Origin of the sequence: Streptomyces panaciradicis (genome assembly GCF_023516615.1) — a bacterium.
Classification (GTDB): domain Bacteria; phylum Actinomycetota; class Actinomycetes; order Streptomycetales; family Streptomycetaceae; genus Streptomyces; species Streptomyces panaciradicis.
Genome location: NZ_JAMGBF010000117.1, coordinates 1 through 19,194 on the forward strand (window position 1 = coordinate 1; position 19,194 = coordinate 19,194).

A 19,194-nucleotide genomic window follows, 5' to 3' on the forward strand; every position below is an offset into this window, starting at 1 on the left:
CGGTCACCCAGTACCGCAGCGAGTCCATGATCAGCTGCAGGACGTGCGGGGACCGCATGAGCAGCGAGTTCCCGGTGCCGGTGGTGTCCATGTAGTACCGGGGGTCGTCGGTGAGCCGGTAGTACTGCGGGTTGTCGATGCCCTTGAAGGACAGCGTCGGACCCAGGTGGTTGCCGTCGGCGGTGTGGTTGTAGACGACGTCCAGGATGACCTCGATGCCGGCCTCGTGCAGCGCCCGGACGGCCGACTTGAACTCCAGGACCTGCTGGCCGCGGTCGCCCCAGGAGGCGTAGGCGTTGTGCGGGGCGAAGAAGCCGATCGTGTTGTAGCCCCAGTAGTTGTTCAGGCCCATGTCGACCAGCCGGTGGTCGTTGACGAACTGGTGGACCGGCATCAGCTCGAGCGTCGTCACGCCGAGCTCCACCAGGTGCTCGATGATCACCGGGTGCGCGAGCGCCGCGTAGGTGCCGCGCAGCTCCTCCGGGAGCCCCGGGTGCCGCATGGTGAGGCCCTTGACGTGGGCCTCGTAGATCACCGTCTCGTGGTAGCCGCGGCGAGGGCGGCGGTCGTCGCCCCAGTCGAAGTACGGGTTGACCACGACCGACGTCATCGTGTGCGGCGCCGAGTCCAGGTCGTTGCGCCGGTCGGGTGCGTCGAAGTGGTAGCCGTAGACCTCCTCGCCCCAGCGGATCGAACCGCTGATCGCGCGCGCGTACGGGTCGAGCAAGAGCTTCGAGGAGTTGCAGCGCAGCCCGCGCTCGGGGGCGTACGGGCCGTGCACCCGGAAGCCGTAGCGCTGACCCGGCATGATGCCGGGCACATACGCGTGCCGTACAAACGCGTCGCTCTCGCGCAGTTCCACCGCCGTTTCCGAGCCGTCGTCGTGCAGCAGACACAGCTCTACTCGGTCCGCGGCTTCCGAGAAGACCGCGAAGTTCGTGCCGGCGCCGTCGTACGTGGCACCGAGTGGATACGCCTCGCCAGGCCAGACCTGCATGGATACGACTCTTTCAGGTGGAGCGCGCCCCAGGTGGCGCCTTGGCGTCGAGTCTCCCCGAAAGTGATGGAACCACCTATGACTTACGCCCCTCTTACCGATCGACCTGGCATACGCGGTATGCCGAACCAGTGGGGCAGACACGTACTCCCGTGACCAAGGGGGAGTAGGGGGAAGATGTGCGCAAGATAGTGCACCGCCATCTGGGCAAGGTGGTGGCCGGTGCGGCCATAGCGGTGGCGGGGACCGCCGTGATGGTCGGGATCACGCTGCCGGGGACGGCAGGGGCCGATGAGACGGGAGGGAAGACCGGCACCCGGGCGGGGCAGCAGGCGGGCCAGGGGCAGGACGGGGCCGTCCCGGCGGGCGTCGTCGAGCAGGCGCCGGCCCAGGGGGACAAGGGCAAGGGCGGTGATCCGCTGACCGACGACGAGATGAAGCGGGCCGAGCAGATCGCCGCGAGCCGGCAGCTGCTGAAGTCCGCCGAGAACGTCGACGGCAAGCGCGGCCCGCAGCGCCTGACGGTCGACCTCGCCGACCCGGAGAACGACGAGACCGACGACCCGTCCGCGCCGCGGCGGGCCGACGTGACGTTCTACGACTACAGCAACGACACGCTGGTCACCAAGACCGTCAACCTCGACACCGGCAAGGTCGAGGACACCGGCGTCCAGCACGGCGTCCAGCCGCCGCTGAGCCGCGCCGAGAACGCCGAGGCGGCCACGCTGCTGATCGCCGACCCGCTCGGCAAGGGCCTGCGCGCCGACTACAAGGACGCCACCGGCAAGGAGCTCACCTCCGCCGGCCAGCTGCTGCTCAACGGCGCCGTCTACCGGGCCACGCCGGGCGCCCAGCCCGCCGCGCTCGACAAGTGCGGCGAGCACCGGTGCGTGCGGCTGTTCCCCAAGGTCGTCAACGGCCCGTGGATCGACGCGCGGTCCTTCGTGATCGACCTCAGCGCCCGCAAGGTCGCCGAGCTCAAGCGCGGCTGAGCCCGCACCCCGTCCACTTTTCCCACTTGCTCCTCCTGTGCAAGGGAGTCACCTCTTCATGCCCGTCAAGAGAATGAGCCGCGCCCGCACCCGCGCGGCCGTCGGCCTGTCCGTGGCCGCGCTGGCCGCCGGCGCGACCACCGGAGCCGGCCCCGCCACCGCCCAGCCGAGGACCGCCGGCACGGCGGCCGCCGACTGCAGCGCCGCCTACAAGATCGAGCAGAAGCTCTCCAGCGGCACCACCTGGCGGATGTGCTGGCGCTACGACAGCAAGGCCGGACTGGTCCTCGACAACGTCTCCTACCAGCCCAAGGGCGAGAGCGCGCCGATCAAGGTCCTCAACAGCGCCCGGCTCGCCCAGATCGACGTCCCCTACGACGACGGCAGCGTCGAGTACGACGACCTCACCGGCTTCGGCTTCGCCCAGGGCCTGATGAACCTCGCGCCCGGCGAATGCCCCGGCGGCACCATCAAGAAGGTCAAGGTCCCCGACGCCTGGGACCCGCAGCACCCGAACGTCGACGGCCTGTGCACCACCACGCGCTCGCGCGGGCACGCGTACCGGATGCAGGGCGACACCGCGAACAAGGTCTACCAGGCCCAGGGCAAGGACCTCCTCGTCTACACGGTCAACCAGGTCGGCTGGTACGAGTACATGACCGAGTGGCGCTTCCAGGACGACGGCACGATCAACATGAACGTCGGCGCCACCGGCAGCCTGTCCTACGACGACTACGACGCCGGTGACGGCCGCGGCTGGCCGCTGGGCAAGGGCGCCAAGGCCTACGCCACCAGCCACAGCCACAACGTCTTCTGGCGGCTCGACTTCGGCCTCGACGGCTCCTCCAAGACGAAGGTCGAGCAGTACGACTCGACCGTCAGCGCGCCCGCGCACGGCCAGGAGGCGCCCAGCGCCAAGACCACCCGCACCAAGGTCACCAAGGAACTCGGCGGCGACTACAAGGCCTACCGCTGGTGGCGGATGGTCAGCGCCACCGGCAAGAACAAGGACGGCCACGCGCGCTCGTACGAGATCGTCCCCGGCCCCACCACCAAGTACGCCGGCCGCAGCTTCACCAAGCACGACGTGTACTTCACCGAGTACAACAAGTGCGAGCAGTTCGCCACCAACAACACGGGCAACTGCCCTGCCGGAGCGGGCAAGTCGGTGGAGAAGTGGGTCAACGGCCAGACGCTGACGCACCCCATCGTCTGGATGAACGTGGGCTTCCACCACATCGCGCGGGACGAGGACCAGCAGCCCATGCCCGTTCACTGGCAGGGATTCTCCATCGCGCCCCGGGACGTCACCGCTATGAATCCGCTCACTCCGGACGAGCTGTCGTGGCAGAACGGCCACTGGCGACCGCGTAGTTGAGAAACGACCCTGTCCATCCGGCTGCATCGCCGACCGGTCCCGGAGTACCCTTCCTTGATCGTTGGCAAGGGGAGTGCTCGGGGGAGCGGAAGGCGGTGCGCGGGTGGGCTCGGGAGGGCTGGAGTTGCCCCCTGGTGACGAGGGTCACGAGGGGAACTCCGCAGACGTCCCGCCCGGCACGGTGTCCCTGGCCAGGCCGATGGAGACGACGTCCATCGGACCGGAGCTGGACTGGGACGCCGACGCCTGGCGCGAGGTGCGTACGCGCGCCCAGCGGGCCGGGCGTGCCTACATCTGGCTGAACCTCGTCGAACAGCGGCTGCGCGCGGTCGTGGCCGCCGTCCTGCGTCCCATCTACGAACCCGTCCACGGCGACGAGTGGGTGATCGCCGCGGCCGGGCCGGCCGGCCAGGAGTGGGTGCAGCGGGCCGTCGCGGTCCGCGAAGTCAGCCGCCGCAAGGGCTACTTGCTCGACCCGGCCGACGACAACGTCCTCAGCTTCCTCACCCTGCCCCAGCTGCGCGAGCTGATGGTGCAGCACTGGCCGTGCTTCGAGCCCTACGTCGACGACCGCCGCGACGTCGAACTCGCCCTGGACGAGCTGGAGGTGACCCGCAACGTCGTCTCCCGCAACCGGGCCCTGTCCGAGGCCGTCCTGAACCAGGCCGAGCGGGCCTCGGCCAAGCTGCTGGACGCCCTCGGCGCGGGCGGTGACGTGCCGTCCGCCCGCCGCCTGCCGGTCGACGCGGTGGAGGACCTGGTCGGCGACCGGTACGCCGACGTGGTCGCCGTGCACCCCGACCGGGTGCGGCTGCTGCGCCAGTTCCCCGCCGAGGACATCTTCGGCGGAGCCCGCCGCCTCGACGCCGTCGGCATCGGCCTCAACCTGCTCGTGCAGAACTTCTCCGGCCGCCGCCTGGTCCGCCTTGCCGAGGCCGGCTGCCGGACGCGGCTGCTGTTCCTCAACCCCGCCTCCAGCGCGGTCAAACGACGTGAGCGGGAACTGGGCATGAAACGCGGCGAGCTGAGCCGCGCGGTGGAGATGAACATCCTGCACATGCGCCGGGTCCGCTCCCGGCTGCGCGACCCGGGCGCCTTCGAGATCCAGGTCTACGACGAGACACCGCGCTTCTCCGCCTACCTCGTCGACGGCGACGGCGCGGACGGCGTCGCCGTCGTGCAGTCGTACCTGCGCCGCTCCCGGGGCATGGAGGCGCCGGTGCTCGTCCTGCGCAACGGCAGCCGCGTGGTCAAGTCGGACGAGAAGAACGAAGGGGTCGACAGCGGTCTGTTCCCGACATACCGCGAGGAGTTCGAAACGACCTGGGTGGATTCGCGTCCCGTGTCCTGAACTGTCCGAAGAGGTAAGCGGAATGCGGTCCTCTGATTGTCAGTGGCGCATGGGAAGGTGGAGACCACTGGGGGAAAGCACCACCAAGAAGGGGGGCCGCCGATGGCCTGGCACCGGGAGCTGCTGATCGGCTTCGACCTGGAGACGACCGGCACGGATCCGCGCGAGGCGCGCATCGTCACGGGGGCCGTGATCGAGGTCAGGGGCGGACAGCCGATAGGGCGCCGGGAATGGCTCGCCGATCCTGGCGTGGAGATCCCGGCGGACGCGGTGGCCGTGCACGGGATCAGCAACGAGCGGGCGGCCGCGGAGGGCCGGCCCGCCGACCAGGTGGCCGACGCCATCGCGGACGTGCTCGCCTCGTACTGGAAGGCGGGAGTCCCGGTCGTCGCCTACAACGCGGCCTTCGACCTGAGCCTGCTCTCCGCCGAGCTGCGCCGCCACGCACTGCCCTCCCTGAGCGACCGCCTCGGCGGCCTCGACCCCGCGCCGGTCATCGACCCGTACACCATCGACCGCTGGGTCGACCGGTACCGCCGCGGCAAGCGCAACCTCGAAGCGGTCTGCACGGAGTACGGCGTCGCCCTGGAGGCCGCCCACGACGCCTCGGCCGACGCCCTCGCCGCGGCCGGTCTGGCCTGTGCGATAGCCGACCGCCACCCCAAGATCGCGGCCCTCGGCCCGGCGGAACTGCACCGCCGCCAGATCGAGTGGTACGCGCAGTGGGCGGCGGACTTCCAGAGCTTCCTGCGCCGCAAGGGCGACGCGACGGCGGTGGTCGACGGCACCTGGCCGCTGCGGGAACTGACGGACGAGCCGGTCTGAGCGGCGGCCGGCGGACCGCCACCGCTCAGCCGCCCACGGGGCTCGCGAGGCGCAGCTCCCGGCTCTCCACGCGCCGTCGACGGTCGGCGCGTTCCACGGACTGCCCCCAGTAGGTGCCGGCGACGAGCAGGGCCGCACCGACGGCGGTCAGCAGGCCGTAGCGCTCGCCGCCGAGGGTGATGCCCGCCGCGACGGCCCACACCGGTTCCGTGCCCAGCAGCAGGCTGGCCCGGCTGGCGGACGTGCGCTGCACGGCCCAGGTCTGCGCGAGGAAGGCGAACACGCTGCAGAACAGGGCGAGATACACCAGCTGCGTCCAGGTCGCCGCGCCGGCCCGGGACAGTGCGGGCAGACCCGTGGCGGCGCCCGGCAGGAACAGGCAGACACCGACGAGTGCCTGCACGGTCGTCAGATGCAGCGGACGGATGTCCCGGCCGCCGGTGAGCTTTCCGACGAGCGCGACATGGCCCGCCCGGATCACCGCGGCCGCCAGCATCAGCAGGTCGCCGAGGCGTGGGCTGTGGAACCCGTTGCCCGACATCAGCAGCCCGACGGCCAGGACGCACACGCCGGCGGCGGCGAAGTAGGACGCGGGCAGGGTGCCGCGCGAGCGGTCCAGGAGCGGGGTGAGCACGATGGTGAGGCTGATGATCAGCCCCGCGTTGGCGGCGCTGGTGTGGGCCACGCCGTACGTCTCCACGACCAGGACCGCGGCCTGCGTCACGCCCAGGGCCAGCCCGGCCCGCAGCTCGTCCCGGGTCCATCGGCGCGGCCCGCGGCGGGCGGCGACCAGGCCCAGACAGGCCGGCGCGGACAGGGCGTAGCGCGCGAACAGCACCGTCAGGACGGGCAGCGCGAACGTGGCGTTCTGGGCGGAGAGATAGCTCGAACCCCAGACGACGGCGACAAGGAGGAGCACGGCATCGGTGCGGCGGACGTCGGTCACCCGCCCACGGTGCACCGGGACCGTCCCTGAAGCCCAGTACCACCTTCTACAACGATCTTTCAGCAGAGCTTCATCGACTTCCTACACTCGCACCATGGACGAACGTCAGTTGCGGATCCTGCGCGAGCTCGGCGAGCTGGGCAGCGTCACCGCGGTCGCCGAGGCGCTGCTGGTCACCCCCTCCGCGATCTCCCAGCAGCTGCGGCTGCTGCAGCGGTCGATCCCGGTGCCGCTCACCGAGCGGCAGGGGAGACGGCTTGTGCTCACCGACGCCGGCCAGGCACTGGCGAGGGCGGCGATCGAGGTGGAGACGGCGCTCGCCCGGGCCCGGCACAGCGTGGGGGAGTTCCTGGACCACGAGGAGGGCGAGGTCTCGGTGGCGGCGTTCCACAGCGCGGGCACCACGTTCTTCCCGCTCCTCCTGCGCGCGCTCACCGGGCCGGGCGCCCCGGTCGTCCGACTCGGCGACGAGGACGTGGCCCAGGAGGACTTCCCCCGCCTCACCCGCGCCTACGACCTGGTGCTCGCCCACCGCCTGGACCACGCCCCGCCGTGGCCGGACACGGTGACGGCGGCCACGCTGCTGCGCGAACCCCTCGACGTGGCGATGCCCGCCGGCCACCCGCTGGCCGCCAGACGCCGGGTCACCCCGCGCGATGTCGCCGACCAGCCCTGGATCACCGTCCACGACGGCTTCCCGGTCCTGGCGACGATCGAGGCGATCGCGGCAGCGGCCGGCCGGCGTCTCCGTCTCGCCCACCGCATCAACGACTTCACGGTCGTCGCCGAGGCGGTGGCGGCCGGCGGCGGTCTCGCCCTGATGCCCCGCTGGACGATGCGACCGCACCCGGACCTGGTCCTCAGGCCGCTGAGCGGCGTACAGGCCAGACGCCACATCGACGTCCTGCACCGCCCTGAACGCACGGCCCGGGCAGCGGTGCGCACCGTCCTCACGGAGCTTCGCCGGGCGGCGCACACGATCCGGGGCGGGGAGACCGCCTAGACCGGCACGGCCGTCGTCAGAACGGATACCAGCGCACGCTCTCGTCGCCGTCCCGCAGCGACGCGACCCTGCGCCCGAACTCGGCCAGCGCCTTGGGGTTGCTCGGCGCGTGCTGGGCCACCCACGCACAACTGGCCGTCTCCCGGGCGCCCCGCAGGACCGGGCAGCCCTCCCACTCGCGCACGTCCCAGCCGTACGCCTCGGTGAACGCGTCGTAGGCCCCGGCCGCCAGCCCGTACCGGTCCCGGGAGAGGGCCATCACCACCAGATCGTGCTCGCGGAAGTCCGAGGAGAAGGTCTCCAGGTCCACCAGCACCGGGCCGTCCGGACCGACGTGCACGTTGCGGGGCAACGCGTCCCCGTGGATCGGCCCCGGAGCCAGCCGTGGTGTCAACGCGGCCGCGGCCGCCGCGAACCCGTCCCGCCGCTCGCGCAAGTACGCCGCGTCGGCCGGGTCGATCGCGTCCCCCGCGAGCCGCAGCCACCGCTCCACCCCGCCGAGCAGTTCACGCGGCGGCAGCGGGAACGCGGGCGCGGGCAGGGCGTGCACGACCCGCAGCAGTTCGGCCAGATCCCGGGGTTCGGCGGGCCGTACCGCGTCCGGCATCCGCTGCCACACGGTCACCGGATGCCCCTCGACCAGCAACGGCTCGGGCCGTGCCGCGCGGACCGCCGGGACGCCGGCCTCGGCCAGCCACAGCGCGATGTCCAGTTCGCGCCGCGCCCGGTCCAGCAGCTCCGCGTCCCGGCCCACCTTGACGACCAGGTCACCCGCGGCGAACACCGCGTTCTCGCCCAGGGCGAGGAGCCGCGCGTGAAGTGCCGGGCCGGGCAGTACGTCCGCCGCGGCCAGTACGTCCCGCGCCCGTGCCTCGTCCATCGTCCGCCTCCCATGTCAGCGTTTGCCCCGGTGTACGGCGTCGAGATCGCGCCACCCCCCGGCCAGTCTCGCATTCGCACAGGTCGGGGGGTGTGCGCGCTGTCTTGACGGCGCATGCCTCCTTCACGACCATGACACGGGCCCGCCGGGTGCGAACGTCACGAGCCGTGCGAAGGAGCCGATGACGTGACCTTGGTGACCGCGACGAAGCGGTCGGCGCAGCGCACGCCGCGCGCCGCCGGCGGCCCGGACCGGCCGCTGCGCGACCGCGGGGCCTGGTTCCTGGTCCTGCCCGCGCTGATCCCGATCCTCGCCCTGAGCGTCGGACCGCTGCTCTACGGCATCCTGCTGGCCTTCACCGACTCCCAGTCGGGCCGCACCCAGCCCACCCGGTGGATCGGCGGCCTCAACTTCCGGGACCTGCTGCACGACACGCTGTTCTGGGAGTCGTTCCGCATCGGGCTGGTGTGGGCGGTCGGCGTGACGGTGCCGCAGTTCCTGCTGGCGCTCGGGCTCGCCCTGCTGCTCGGCCAGGACCTGCGGCTGAGGTGGCTGGCCCGGGCCCTGGCGATCATCCCGTGGGCGATGCCCGAGGTCGTCGTCGGCATCATGTGGCGGCTGGTCTACAACCCCGACACGGGCGTCCTCACCGAGACCCTGCACGACCTCGGCCTCGGCGGCGGACACGACTGGCTCGGCGGCCTCGGCACCGCCCTGCCCGCGGTGATCGTCGTCGGCGTCTGGGCCGGCATGCCGCAGACCACGGTCGCCCTGCTCGCCGGCCTGCAGAACACCCCGCGCGAGCTGCACGAGGCCGCCGCCGTCGACGGAGCCGGCGCCTGGCGCCGCTTCCGCACGGTCACCTGGCCCGCCCTCAGACCGGTCGCCCTCGCCATCACCGCCCTCAACCTCATCTGGAACTTCAACTCCTTCGCCCTGGTCTACGTCCTGACCGGCGGCGGACCCGGCGGCCGCACCCGGCTGCCCATGCTGTTCGCCTACGAAGAGGCCTTCCGCTACGGCCAGTTCGGCTACGCGGCGGCGATGGGCTGCGTGATGGTCGCCGTGATCTCGGTGCTCCTCGCCCTGTTCCTGGTGGGCCGGCTCAGGGGAGGGGACGACGCGTGAGGACCTCGACGACCGCCCGCGCGGGCCAGTACGCGGCCCTGCTGGCCTATCTCGCCTTCCTGGCCTTCCCGTTCCTCTGGCTGGTCTCCACGGCCTTCAAGTCGCCGCGGGAGCTGGGCAGTCCGCACCCCGCCTGGATTCCGCGTCATCCCACCCTGGACAACTTCCGCCAGGCCTTCGACGCCCAGCCCTTGCTGCACGCCGCCCTCAACTCCCTGCTGGCCGCCGCCGGTGCCGCCGTCGTCGCCGTGGTGATCGCGACCCCGCTGGCCTACGTCATGGCCCGCCGCCGTACCGCGCTGACCCGTGCCGCCACCGGCTGGGTGGTGGTCAGCCAGGCGTTCCCGCTCGTCCTCGTGATCATCCCGCTGTTCCTGGTGCTGAAGAACCTGCGGCTGATCGACTCCCTGGCCGGGCTGACCCTGGTGTACGTGGTGTGGGCGCTGCCGTTCGCGCTGTGGATGCTCGCCGGGTACGTACGGGCGGTGCCGGCCGAGGTCGAGGAGGCGGCGGCGGTCGACGGCGCCGGGCGGGCCCGTACGCTCTTCTCGGTCGTCGCGCCGCTGCTCGCGCCGGGCATCGTGGCGACGGGGCTGTTCGCCTTCGTCACCGCCTGGAACGAGTTCTTCTTCGCGCTCGTCCTGCTGAAGACGCCGGAGAAGCAGACCCTGCCGGTCGTCCTCACCCACTTCATCGGCGCCGAGGGCGTCGCCGACCTCGGCCCGCTCGCGGCGGCCGCCTTCCTCGCGACGCTGCCCTCGCTGGTGGTGTTCGCGGTCGTCCAGCGGCGTATCACCGGCGGCATGCTCACCGGGGCGGTGAAGGACTGATGCGCGCCCGACTCACGACCGGCGTCCTCGTCCTGCTCCTGCTGCTCGCCGGCTGCACCGGCGGCGGCCACGCGGCGACCGGCGGCCGGATCACCCTCCGCTTCCAGTCCCTGGCCTGGCAGCAGGAGTCCGTGAAGGCCACCAAGGAACTCGTGAAGGAGTGGAACGCCGCGCATCCGGACGTCAAGGTCGAGTACGTGCAGGGCAGCTGGGACAGCGTCCACGACCAGCTCCTCACCTCCTTCGAGGGCGGCGAGGCCCCCGACATCATCCACGACGCCTCCGACGACCTCGCCGACTTCGCCTACGGGGGCTACCTCGCCGACCTGCGCGGACTGCTCTCACACCGCCTGAAGTCCGATATCCCGCAGCGCAGTTGGCGCACGACGACCTTCGGCGACGGCGTGTACGGCGTGCCGTTCCTCCAGGAGCCGCGGGTGCTCGTCGCCAACGCCACCTGGCTGAAGAAGGCGGGGGTGCGCACCCCGACGCCCGAACACCCCTGGAGCTGGCCGGAGTTCAGGCAGGTGACGAAGCGGCTGAGCGGCGGCGGCCGGTACGGCGTCGCCTGGCCGCTCAAGGAGCCCGTCTCCGCGACCCTCAACCTCTCCCTGTCGGCCGGCGGAGAACTGTTCCACCGAGGCGCGGACGGCAAGGTGACCGTCCGTTTCGGCGCGGCCGACCAGGTGGTGCCGCGGACCGTCCACGACCAGGCGAACACCGACCACAGCGCCTCGCCCACCACCCTGGGCAGCGGCGGCTCGGACACCCTGCCGGGGTTCTTCGGCGGGAAGTACGCGATGGTGCCGCTCGGCTTCTCCTACCGCCAGCAGATCGCCCAGCAGGCCCCGAAGGGCTTCGCCTGGCAGGTGCTGCCCGCCCCGGCCGGAGCGGACGGGCTCGCCCAGGGCGTCAGCCCGCAGACGCTGTCCATCGCCGAGGACAGCCCGCACAAGAAGGAGGCCGCCGCGTTCGTCGACTTCCTGCTGCGGCCGCGGAACATGGTGCGACTGGCCCTCGGCGACTGGATGCTGCCCACCGGCACCCGGGCCCTGCAGGACCCCGCCCTGCACACCGCCGAGAACGGCTGGGCGACCGGCACCGCCCTCGCCGCCCACCTCCGCCCGGCCCCCGCGCAGTCGGTCCGCGGCTACCCCGAGTGGAAGGACAAGGTCGCGACCCCCGCCTTCCAGGAGTACTACAGCGGGGCGATCGGCCTCGCCGCACTGCGCCACCGCCTGGAACGGGACGGCAACCTGGTCCTCGCCCGCTACCAGCGCTGACACGCGCCTCCGGTCGCGGTGCCGGTAAAGCATTGGACGAGACGTATCGTCTCGCCTACGGTCGTCGTATGACCGCCCCCGCCCACCTCGCCATGTTCTCCATCGCCGCCCACGGCCATGTGAACCCCAGCCTCGAAGTGATCCGCGAGCTCGTCGCCCGCGGGCACCGGGTCACCTACGCGATCCCGCCGGCCTTCGCGGACAAGGTCGCCGAGACCGGCGCCGAGCCCAGGCCGTGGCACTCCACGCTCCCCGGACCCGGCGCCGACCCGGCCGCCTGGGGAAGCGAACTGCTGGACCACGTGGAGCTGTTCCTCGCCGACGCCGTGCAGGCGCTGCCGCAGCTCGCGGCGGCGTACGAGGGCGACGTACCCGACCTCGTGCTGCACGACATCACGGCCTACCCGGCCCGCGTGCTCGCCCACCGCTGGGGCGTGCCCGCCGTGTCGCTGTCGCCGAACCTCGTGGCCTGGGAGGGATACGAGGAGGAGGTGGCCGAGCCGATGTGGGCGGAGCCGAAGAGCACCGAGCGCGGAAAGGCCTACTACGCGCGTTTCCGGGCCTGGCTGGAGGAGAACGGGATCGGGCTGCACCCGGACGACTTCGCCGGCCGGCCCGACCGGTCGCTGGTGCTGATCCCCAGGGCGCTGCAGCCGCACGCCGACCGCGTCGACGAGCGCGTGTACACCTTCGTCGGCGCCTGCCAGGGCAACCGGGCGGCGCAGGGCGACTGGGGGCGCCCGGCGGACGCCGAGAAGGTGGTGCTGGTGTCTCTCGGCTCCACCTTCACCGACCGGCCCGGCTTCTACCGGGAGTGCGTGCGGGCCTTCGGCGGACTCCCGGGCTGGCACCTCGTGCTGCAGATCGGTGAGCGCATGGACCCGGCCGGGCTCGGCGAAGTGCCCGCGAACGTCGAAGTGCGGTCCTGGGTACCGCAGTTGGCGGTCCTGCGGCGGGCCGACCTGTTCGTCACGCACGCAGGGGCGGGCGGCAGCCAGGAGGGACTGGCCACCGCCACACCGATGATCGCCGTACCGCAGGCCGTCGACCAGTTCGGCAACGCCGACATGTTGCAGGCCCTCGGGGTCGCCCGCCGCCTCGACACCGAGGAGGCCACCGCCGAGGCCCTGCGGGCGACCGCTCTCGCCCTGGTCGACGATCCCGAAGTGGCCCGGCGGCTGGGGGAGATCCGGGACGCGATGGCCCAGGAGGGCGGCACCGGGCGGGCGGCCGATCTCATCGAGGCCGAACTCGCCCGCGCGCGGGCATGAGTGAGGGCCCGCTGGTTCCCCCGGGAGACCAACGGGCCCTCGGCAAGGGCGGCTTCAGACCCGCACGGGCTCGCCCTCGTCCTCCGCCGCGTGAGTGATGGCCTCCGGCGCCTCGTCGTGCGTGAGGTCGGGCAGCCGGTTCAGCCACTTCGGCAGGTACCAGTTGCGCTCGCCCAGCAGCGCCATCACGGCCGGGAGCAGCACGCCCCGGATGATCGTGGCGTCGATGAGCACCGCGGCCGCGAGGCCCACGCCCATCTGCTTCATGGACTGCATGGACAGCGTGCCGAAGATCGCGAACACGGCGACCATGATGACCGCGGCACTGGTGACGACACCCGCCGTGGTGACCACGCCGTGGTGGATCGCCTCGTTCGTCGTACGGCCCCGCAACCGCGCCTCGCGGATCCGGGAGACCACGAACACGTGGTAGTCCATGCTCAGCCCGAACAGGATCACGAACAGGAACAGCGGCAGCCAGGTGATGATCGCCCCGACGCCCTCCGCGCCGACCAGGGAAGCGCCCCAGCCGTGCTGGAAGACGGCGACGAGGATGCCGTAGGCGGCGCCCACGGACAGGAGGTTGAGCACGATCGAGGTGATCGCGATGGTCAGCGAGCGGAACGACAGCAGCATCAGCGCGAAGGCGAAGACCACGACGAACGCGAAGACCGGGACGACGGCGCCGCCGAGCTGGTCGTTGAAGTCCTTCGAACCGGCCACCTGCCCGGTGATCGGGGCCTGGACGCCGTCCACCTTGCCGAGCGTGGCGGGCCGCACCTCGTCGCGCAGCTTCTCCAGGCTGGCGCCCGCCTTGTCCAGGTCGGAACCGCCGACCAGCGGGACATAGACGTAGGCGATGTTCTGCGCGTCGTGCAGGGTGATCTGCACCGGGCCGCGCGAGGCGCCCGAACTGATCGCCCGCTCCTTGAAGTCGGCGAGGGCGTTCTTGACCTCGGGGGCGTTGATGTCCTTCGCCTTGACGACCACCTCGGCTGGCTCCGAGCCGCCCGGGAAGGCGTCGTTGACGCGGTTGTACGTCTGCACGATCGGCAGCGAGTCGCCGAACTCCTGGTCCAGCGTGAGGTTCTGGGTCTTCATGCCGAGCGCGGGAGCGGCGACGGCGAGCAGCGCGCCGGCCGCCACGACCACCGACACCAGCGGCCTGGCCAGCACCGCGCGCACCACCGTGCTCCAGAACCGGCTCTGCCCGCCCGAGCGGGCGGCCCGGCGCTGCATCGCCTTGTGCAGGAACGGCACACGGCCCTTCTCGACCCGCTCGCCCAGCAGCGACAGCAGCGCCGGCAGGACGGTCACCGAGCCGACCATGGCGACGGCGACGACCATCAGCGAGGCCAGGCCCATGCCCTCGAAGGTGGCGAGCCCGGTGAACAGCATGCCCGCCATCGCCACGCACACCGTGATGCCGGAGACGATGATCGCGCGGCCACTGGTCGCGGCGGCGACCCGCAGGGCCGTCTGCCCGTCGCGTCCTGCGGCCCGCTCCTCGCGCTCACGGCGCAGGTAGAACAGGCAGTAGTCGACGCCCACGGCCAGGCCGACCAGCAGCATGACGGAGTTGGCGGTGTCGGTCATCGGCTGGACGTGGCTGACGAGGCCCATCAGGCCCATCGTCGCCATGATCGCGGTGATCGCCAGCGCCACCGGCAGCAGCGCGGCCACCAGGGCGCCGAAGGCGATGAGCAGAATGCCGAGGGCCACCGGCACCGCGGAGTACTCGGCCTTCTTGAAGTCGTTCCCGAACGCGTCGTCGAAGGTCTTGCGCATGCTGGCGCCGCCGATCTCCTCGATCCGCAGCGACTCGTGCTCCTTCTGCACCCCGGCGACGGCCTTCAGCACCGGCTCCACCCGGTCGCCCGCGGTCTCCGCGTCGCCGCGCATGTCGAACCGCACCAGCGCGCTGCGCCCGTCCTTGGAGATCGTGTCCGTGGTGTACGGCGACTTCACGTCCGTGACCCGGCCGGTGGCGTCCACGGCCTTCACGACCGCCGCCACCGCCGAGCGGAACTCGGCGTCGGTGGCCTTCGGGCCACCGTCCTTCGCCTGGATCAGGACCGTCTCACCGGCCGGTTCCTTGATCCCCGCGTCCTCGACGATCTTCGCCGCGGTGTGCGTCTCGCCCTTGAGCTGGTCGCTGTCCTTGAGATCGACCCGGCCCGCCGCCGAGCCGAGTCCCATCGCCAGGACGACGAACAGCACCCAGATGCCGACGGCGGCCCATCGGTGCCGGGCACTCCAGCCGCCGGCCCGGGCGGCGATGCCCCGCACCCGCGATTCCTCGTTCCCCATGACGGGCCTGCCCCCTCGTGAGCGGTGACAGCCCCGTGCCGCCACCTTCCGTTTCGAAGGTAGGGGCGAGGTAAGCCCGTCTCGTCGTGCTGCCCGGTGAAGTGCGGTGGCCCGATCTCATCCCCTCGGAGTCGGCGCCCTCACCGCTGAGGAGGACAGCGGCCCCTTACATCTATCCGGGCTGCTCGAGGTCGCGATCAGGGTGGCCGCCCTCACCGGGACCCGGCCGTCGTGCCCACCCCCACGGGGCGGGAGGGCCGTCCTAGGGTGTGCGCCATGACGACGACGTACGCGGCGCTGCTGCGCGGCATCAACGTGGGTGGCAGGAAGAAGGTCCCGATGGCCGAGCTGCGGCAGCTCATGGAGGGCCTCGGGCACGACGCCGTACGCACCCACCTGCAGAGCGGGCAGGCCGTGTTCACGTCCGGCCGCGGTGACGAGGAGTCCCTGGCCGCCGAGCTCACGCAGGCCGTCGAGGAGCACTTCGGGTTCGCCGTCGACGTGATCGTGCGCGGCCACGCCTATCTGAAGGCGATCGCCGAGGCATGCCCCTTCCCGGCCGCCGACCTGGAGCCCAAGCAGCTGCACGTCACCTACTTCTCCGCACCCGTCACCGCCGACCGGTTCGCGGAGATCGACCAGCAGGCCTGTCTGCCCGAGGAGTTCCGCCTCGGCGACCGCGCCCTCTACCTCTACGCGCCCGACGGCCTGGGCCGTTCCCGGCTCGCCGAACTGCTCGCCCGGCCCCGCGTGAACAAGGGCCTGATCGCCACCACCCGGAACTGGAACACGGTGGTGAAACTGGTGGAGCTGACAGCCGGTTGACCGGGTGAGGGCCCGGTCACCGCGCTCCGGGCGGTGTGCGAGGCTCCTGCCATGCGCTACATCATCATCGGAGCGGGCGCCGTCGGCGGGGCGATCGGCGGACGGCTCGCGGGGGCCGGGCACGAGGTCGTCGCGGTCGCCCGCGGCGCGCACCTCGCGGCACTGCGGGAGGACGGCCTGCGGCTGACCGTGCCGGACGGCCGGCACACCTACCGCCTGCCCGCCGTCGAAGACCCGGACGAACTGGGCGCGCTGCGGGCCGACGACGTCCTCGTCCTCGCGGTCAAGACGCAGGACACGGCGGCCGCCCTGGCGGCCTGGGGCCCGGCGCCGGTCGCGGGCGGCGGCACGGCCGCCGAGCGGCTGCCGCTGCTGTGCGCCCAGAACGGCGTGGAGGGACAGCGGCTGGCGCTGCGCGTCTTCCGGCACGTGTACGGCGTCTGCGTGTGGCTGCCCGCGACCTTCGTCGAACCGGGCCGCATCTCCGCCGCCGGCGCCCCGCTCACCGGCATCCTGCACGTGGGCCGCTACCCGCACGGCACCGACGAGACCGTCCGGCGGATCGCCGCGGACCTGGAGAAGACGCGGTTCCTCGAGGCGCCGGTCGTGCCGGACGTGACGCGCTGGCAGTACGCCAAGCTCCTGTCCAACCTGGCCAACGCGCTGGAGGCGGTCTCCTCGGCCGCCGGGGACCGGGCGGGGGAGCTGTACCGGCGGGTGCGGGCCGAGGGCGAGGCCGTGCTCGACGCCGCCGGGATCGCGTACGCGAGCGCCCAGGAACAGCGGGAGACCCGCGGCCACAAGGTCGACCCGGTCCCGCTCGACGGCGCCCCGCGCGGCGGCGGCTCCTCCTGGCAGTCCCTCACCCGCGGCACCGGCACCATCGAGGCGGACCACCTCAACGGCGAGATCGCGCTGCTGGGCCGGCTGCACGGCGTACCGACCCCGCTCAACGAGCTCCTGCAACGGCTCGCCAACACCTTCGCACGCGAGCACCGGGCGGCCGGCTCGATGCCGGTCGAGGAACTGGTCCGGCTCGCCGACGAGGCTGTCGCGTTTGTTCAAGAGTCCTGAGCGGCCCCTTCCTAGCGTGGGGTGCATGACGTACGACGACCCCAAGCACCTGCACCCGTACATGACCGAGTGCGCCGCCGAGGCGGCCCGCGTGGCGCGCGGCGTCCCGGCGGCACGCCTCGGCGAGCCCACCCACTGCCCCGACTGGGACGTCCGCGCCCTGGTCAACCACTGGGTCCTCTACACCTCCCACGGCCTGGAGCACCGCGCCCTGCGCAAGGCACTCCCCGAGGAGCTGACCGCCCGCGACTTCACCGCCGACCCGGACTGGGCCGAGGCCTACGCCGTCCAGCTGGACCGCGCCGTCGCCGCCTGGGCCGACCCGGCGGTGTGGGAGGGCGAGGTCGACCTGGGCATGGCCAAGATGCCCGCGCTGGACATCGCCTCCATGGTGATCAAGGAGATGGCGGTGCACGGCTGGGACGTGGCCACCGCCACCGGCCAGACGTTCCGGATCTCCGACGACGCCGCCCGCTTCATCCTCCACGTGGTCGACAAGCACGGCGCCGTCTACCGGCAGTACGACGGCTTCGCCGACCCCGTGCCGTTGCCGGACGACGCCCCGGTCTTCGACCGCGCCCTCGCCGCCAGCGGACGCGACCCGAAATTGGGCCAATGAAAGAGTGAACCATTGGGGCGAGACCCTGTGCCGCCTCGGAGCTAGCGTCGACGGCATGAACGACACCGCGCCCGTCCGCGTCGACTTCTGGTTCGACCCCGCCTGCCCCTTCGCCTGGATCACCTCACGCTGGCTGCTGGAGGTCGAGCGCGAACGCCCGCTCGACCTCCGCTTCCACGCGATGAGCCTGTACCTGCACAACATCGGCAACGAACTCCCCGACTGGTACCGGGAGTTGGTGGACCGGTCGATCGGCCCGGTGCGGGTCGCCGTGGCCGCGGCGGAACGGCACGGCGAGAAGGTGCTGCGCGATCTGTACACCGCCTTCGGCACCCGCATCCACGAGCGCAAGGCCGATTCCGCGGACCTCTTCGCCGCGGTGATCGCCGAATCACTGGCCGAACTGGGCCTGCCGGCCGACCTGGCCGCCGCCGCGCACGACCCGTCCTACGACGACGCGGTCCGCCGCAGCCACGCGGCCGGCGCCGAACCCGACTCGGGCGGCTACGTCGGCACGCCCACCCTCCACGTCGACGGCACGGTGTGGTTCGGCCCCGTCCTGCGGGCCGTCCCCCGAGGGGCCAGGGCGGCCGCGCTCTTCGACAGCTTCCGCGTCCTGGCCGGCGACCCCGACTTCTTCGAACTCAAGCGCACCCGCACGGGATCGCTCCGCTTCGACTGACGCCGAGCGGCGCGCGCCGGGTCAGGCGCCGAGCGCCGCCAGCGCCGGTGTGCGCGCCGCGTCGTACCGTTCCAGCAGCACCCGGGCCACCTCCGGCGCCGGGCCGAGGACGTCGGCGAGCACGTCCGCCTCGGCCGCGCCCCGCGCGATGCGGTCGGGGAGGAAGCCGGGCGCCAGGACGTACGGCGCCACTGCCACCCGCGCGCAGCCCAGGGCCCGCAGCTCCCGTACCGCGTCCTCGGTGCGGGGCAGAGCGGCGGAGGCGAACGCGGGCCGCACGGCGCACCAACCGGTGTGCCGCCACTCCCGCGCGATTTCTGCGATCACCGCGATCGCCTCCGGGTCGGTGGACCCCGCCGAGGCCAGCACGACCCCGGTCGAGGACTTGTCGGCGGGCGACAACCCCGCCTCGTACAACCGCCGTTCGAGGGCGGTGAGGAGCAGCGGCGAGGGGCCCAGCACCTCCGCCTGGCGGATGCGCAGCCGCGACGGCGCCTCCCGCAGGACCGCCGGGATGTCGGCCTTCGCATGGAACGCGCGCGTCAACAGCAGCGGCTGGGCCACGACGTCGCGCACTCCCTCCGCCGCCAGCGACTCCAGGACCCCCTGCACGGACGGGATGTTGAAGTCCAGGAAACCGGTCTCCACCCGAACCCCCGGGCGCAGTGCGCGCACCTCGCGGACCAGGGCGTGCACCGTCGCGGCATGCCGCGGGTCACGGCTGCCGTGCGCGATCACCACCAGGACGGGGCGGGCGGACGTCGTACGCATGGCAGCTCAGCCCTTCACGAGCAGGCCGC

17 protein-coding genes and 1 pseudogene are annotated in these 19,194 nt (G+C 72.1%); 13 read left to right on the forward strand and 5 right to left on the reverse strand.

The window, feature by feature from the left end; translation table 11 throughout:
* Positions 1 to 997 (reverse strand): annotated as a pseudogene (locus M8J74_RS31960) (glycogen debranching enzyme); the annotation flags it as partial.
* Between the two features lie 179 nt (positions 998 to 1,176).
* Here M8J74_RS31960 and M8J74_RS31965 point away from each other — a divergent pair.
* The 4 genes from M8J74_RS31965 to M8J74_RS31980 all read left to right on the forward strand — a co-directional run bounded on the left by M8J74_RS31965 (position 1,177) and on the right by M8J74_RS31980 (position 5,543).
* A complete protein-coding gene (locus M8J74_RS31965; RefSeq protein WP_249839783.1) occupies positions 1,177 to 1,989 on the forward strand; it encodes a Tat pathway signal sequence domain protein in 813 nt (270 codons plus the stop codon).
* Positions 1,990 to 2,047: 58 nt separating this feature from the next.
* Complete coding sequence (locus tag M8J74_RS31970) at positions 2,048 to 3,367, forward strand: copper amine oxidase (RefSeq protein ID WP_249839784.1); 1,320 nt, start codon at positions 2,048 to 2,050, stop codon at positions 3,365 to 3,367.
* A gap of 103 nt (positions 3,368 to 3,470) precedes the next feature.
* Positions 3,471 to 4,718 carry a DUF5919 domain-containing protein gene (locus tag M8J74_RS31975; RefSeq protein ID WP_079077874.1) on the forward strand — a complete coding sequence of 416 codons (1,248 nt, stop codon included), beginning with the start codon at positions 3,471 to 3,473 and terminating at the stop codon, positions 4,716 to 4,718.
* 102 nt (positions 4,719 to 4,820) lie between these two features.
* Entirely contained in the window at positions 4,821 to 5,543 is a 723-nt protein-coding gene (locus M8J74_RS31980) for a 3'-5' exonuclease (protein WP_249839785.1), read from the forward strand.
* Between the two features lie 25 nt (positions 5,544 to 5,568).
* Here M8J74_RS31980 and M8J74_RS31985 read toward each other — a convergent pair whose 3' ends face one another.
* Positions 5,569 to 6,489, reverse strand: coding sequence for a DMT family transporter (locus M8J74_RS31985; RefSeq protein ID WP_249839786.1), 921 nt, complete (start codon positions 6,487 to 6,489; stop codon positions 5,569 to 5,571).
* A gap of 94 nt (positions 6,490 to 6,583) precedes the next feature.
* Between M8J74_RS31985 and M8J74_RS31990 the strand changes: the two genes are divergently transcribed.
* The gene (locus M8J74_RS31990) at positions 6,584 to 7,492 is read left to right on the forward strand and encodes a LysR family transcriptional regulator (protein WP_249839787.1); all 909 of its coding nucleotides are present in this window, start codon (positions 6,584 to 6,586) and stop codon (positions 7,490 to 7,492) included.
* Between the two features lie 16 nt (positions 7,493 to 7,508).
* Here M8J74_RS31990 and M8J74_RS31995 read toward each other — a convergent pair whose 3' ends face one another.
* On the reverse strand, positions 7,509 to 8,372 hold the full coding sequence (locus M8J74_RS31995; protein ID WP_249839788.1) for a phosphotransferase enzyme family protein: 864 nt from the start codon (positions 8,370 to 8,372) through the stop codon (positions 7,509 to 7,511).
* Between the two features lie 186 nt (positions 8,373 to 8,558).
* On the opposite strand from M8J74_RS31995, the gene M8J74_RS32000 reads away from it, so the two are divergent.
* From M8J74_RS32000 to mgt, 4 genes are all read left to right on the forward strand, one after another.
* On the forward strand, positions 8,559 to 9,500 hold the full coding sequence (locus M8J74_RS32000; protein ID WP_249839789.1) for a carbohydrate ABC transporter permease: 942 nt from the start codon (positions 8,559 to 8,561) through the stop codon (positions 9,498 to 9,500).
* Entirely contained in the window at positions 9,497 to 10,330 is an 834-nt protein-coding gene (locus M8J74_RS32005) for a carbohydrate ABC transporter permease (protein WP_249839790.1), read from the forward strand. The genes M8J74_RS32000 and M8J74_RS32005 overlap by 4 nt, the downstream gene beginning before the upstream one ends.
* Positions 10,330 to 11,613, forward strand: a complete 1,284-nt coding sequence (locus M8J74_RS32010) for an ABC transporter substrate-binding protein (RefSeq protein WP_249839791.1) — start codon at positions 10,330 to 10,332, stop codon at positions 11,611 to 11,613. Before M8J74_RS32005 ends, M8J74_RS32010 begins: the two co-directional genes overlap by 1 nt.
* A 68-nt stretch (positions 11,614 to 11,681) precedes the next feature.
* The gene (gene mgt / locus M8J74_RS32015) at positions 11,682 to 12,884 is read left to right on the forward strand and encodes a macrolide-inactivating glycosyltransferase (protein ID WP_249839792.1); all 1,203 of its coding nucleotides are present in this window, start codon (positions 11,682 to 11,684) and stop codon (positions 12,882 to 12,884) included.
* Positions 12,885 to 12,938: 54 nt separating this feature from the next.
* Here mgt and M8J74_RS32020 read toward each other — a convergent pair whose 3' ends face one another.
* Entirely contained in the window at positions 12,939 to 15,194 is a 2,256-nt protein-coding gene (locus M8J74_RS32020) for an MMPL family transporter (protein WP_249839793.1), read from the reverse strand.
* 276 nt (positions 15,195 to 15,470) lie between these two features.
* Here M8J74_RS32020 and M8J74_RS32025 point away from each other — a divergent pair, with 276 nt between their 5' ends.
* From M8J74_RS32025 to M8J74_RS32040, 4 genes are read left to right on the forward strand one after another with little or no spacing between them, the layout of a single operon-like run.
* Positions 15,471 to 16,019, forward strand: coding sequence for a DUF1697 domain-containing protein (locus tag M8J74_RS32025; protein ID WP_249839794.1), 549 nt, complete (start codon positions 15,471 to 15,473; stop codon positions 16,017 to 16,019).
* A 51-nt stretch (positions 16,020 to 16,070) separates the two neighbouring features.
* A complete protein-coding gene (locus M8J74_RS32030) occupies positions 16,071 to 17,093 on the forward strand; it encodes a ketopantoate reductase family protein (protein ID WP_249839795.1) in 1,023 nt (340 codons plus the stop codon).
* A gap of 25 nt (positions 17,094 to 17,118) precedes the next feature.
* Positions 17,119 to 17,712 (forward strand): TIGR03086 family metal-binding protein, encoded by a 594-nt coding sequence (locus tag M8J74_RS32035; protein WP_249839796.1) that lies wholly within the window; start codon positions 17,119 to 17,121, stop codon positions 17,710 to 17,712.
* Positions 17,713 to 17,767: 55 nt separating this feature from the next.
* On the forward strand, positions 17,768 to 18,394 hold the full coding sequence (locus M8J74_RS32040; protein WP_249839797.1) for a mycothiol-dependent nitroreductase Rv2466c family protein: 627 nt from the start codon (positions 17,768 to 17,770) through the stop codon (positions 18,392 to 18,394).
* Between the two features lie 21 nt (positions 18,395 to 18,415).
* Here the strand turns inward: M8J74_RS32040 and M8J74_RS32045 are convergent, their stop codons facing one another.
* A complete protein-coding gene (locus M8J74_RS32045; RefSeq protein WP_249839798.1) occupies positions 18,416 to 19,165 on the reverse strand; it encodes a sirohydrochlorin chelatase in 750 nt (249 codons plus the stop codon).
* Positions 19,166 to 19,194 lie beyond the last annotated feature (29 nt).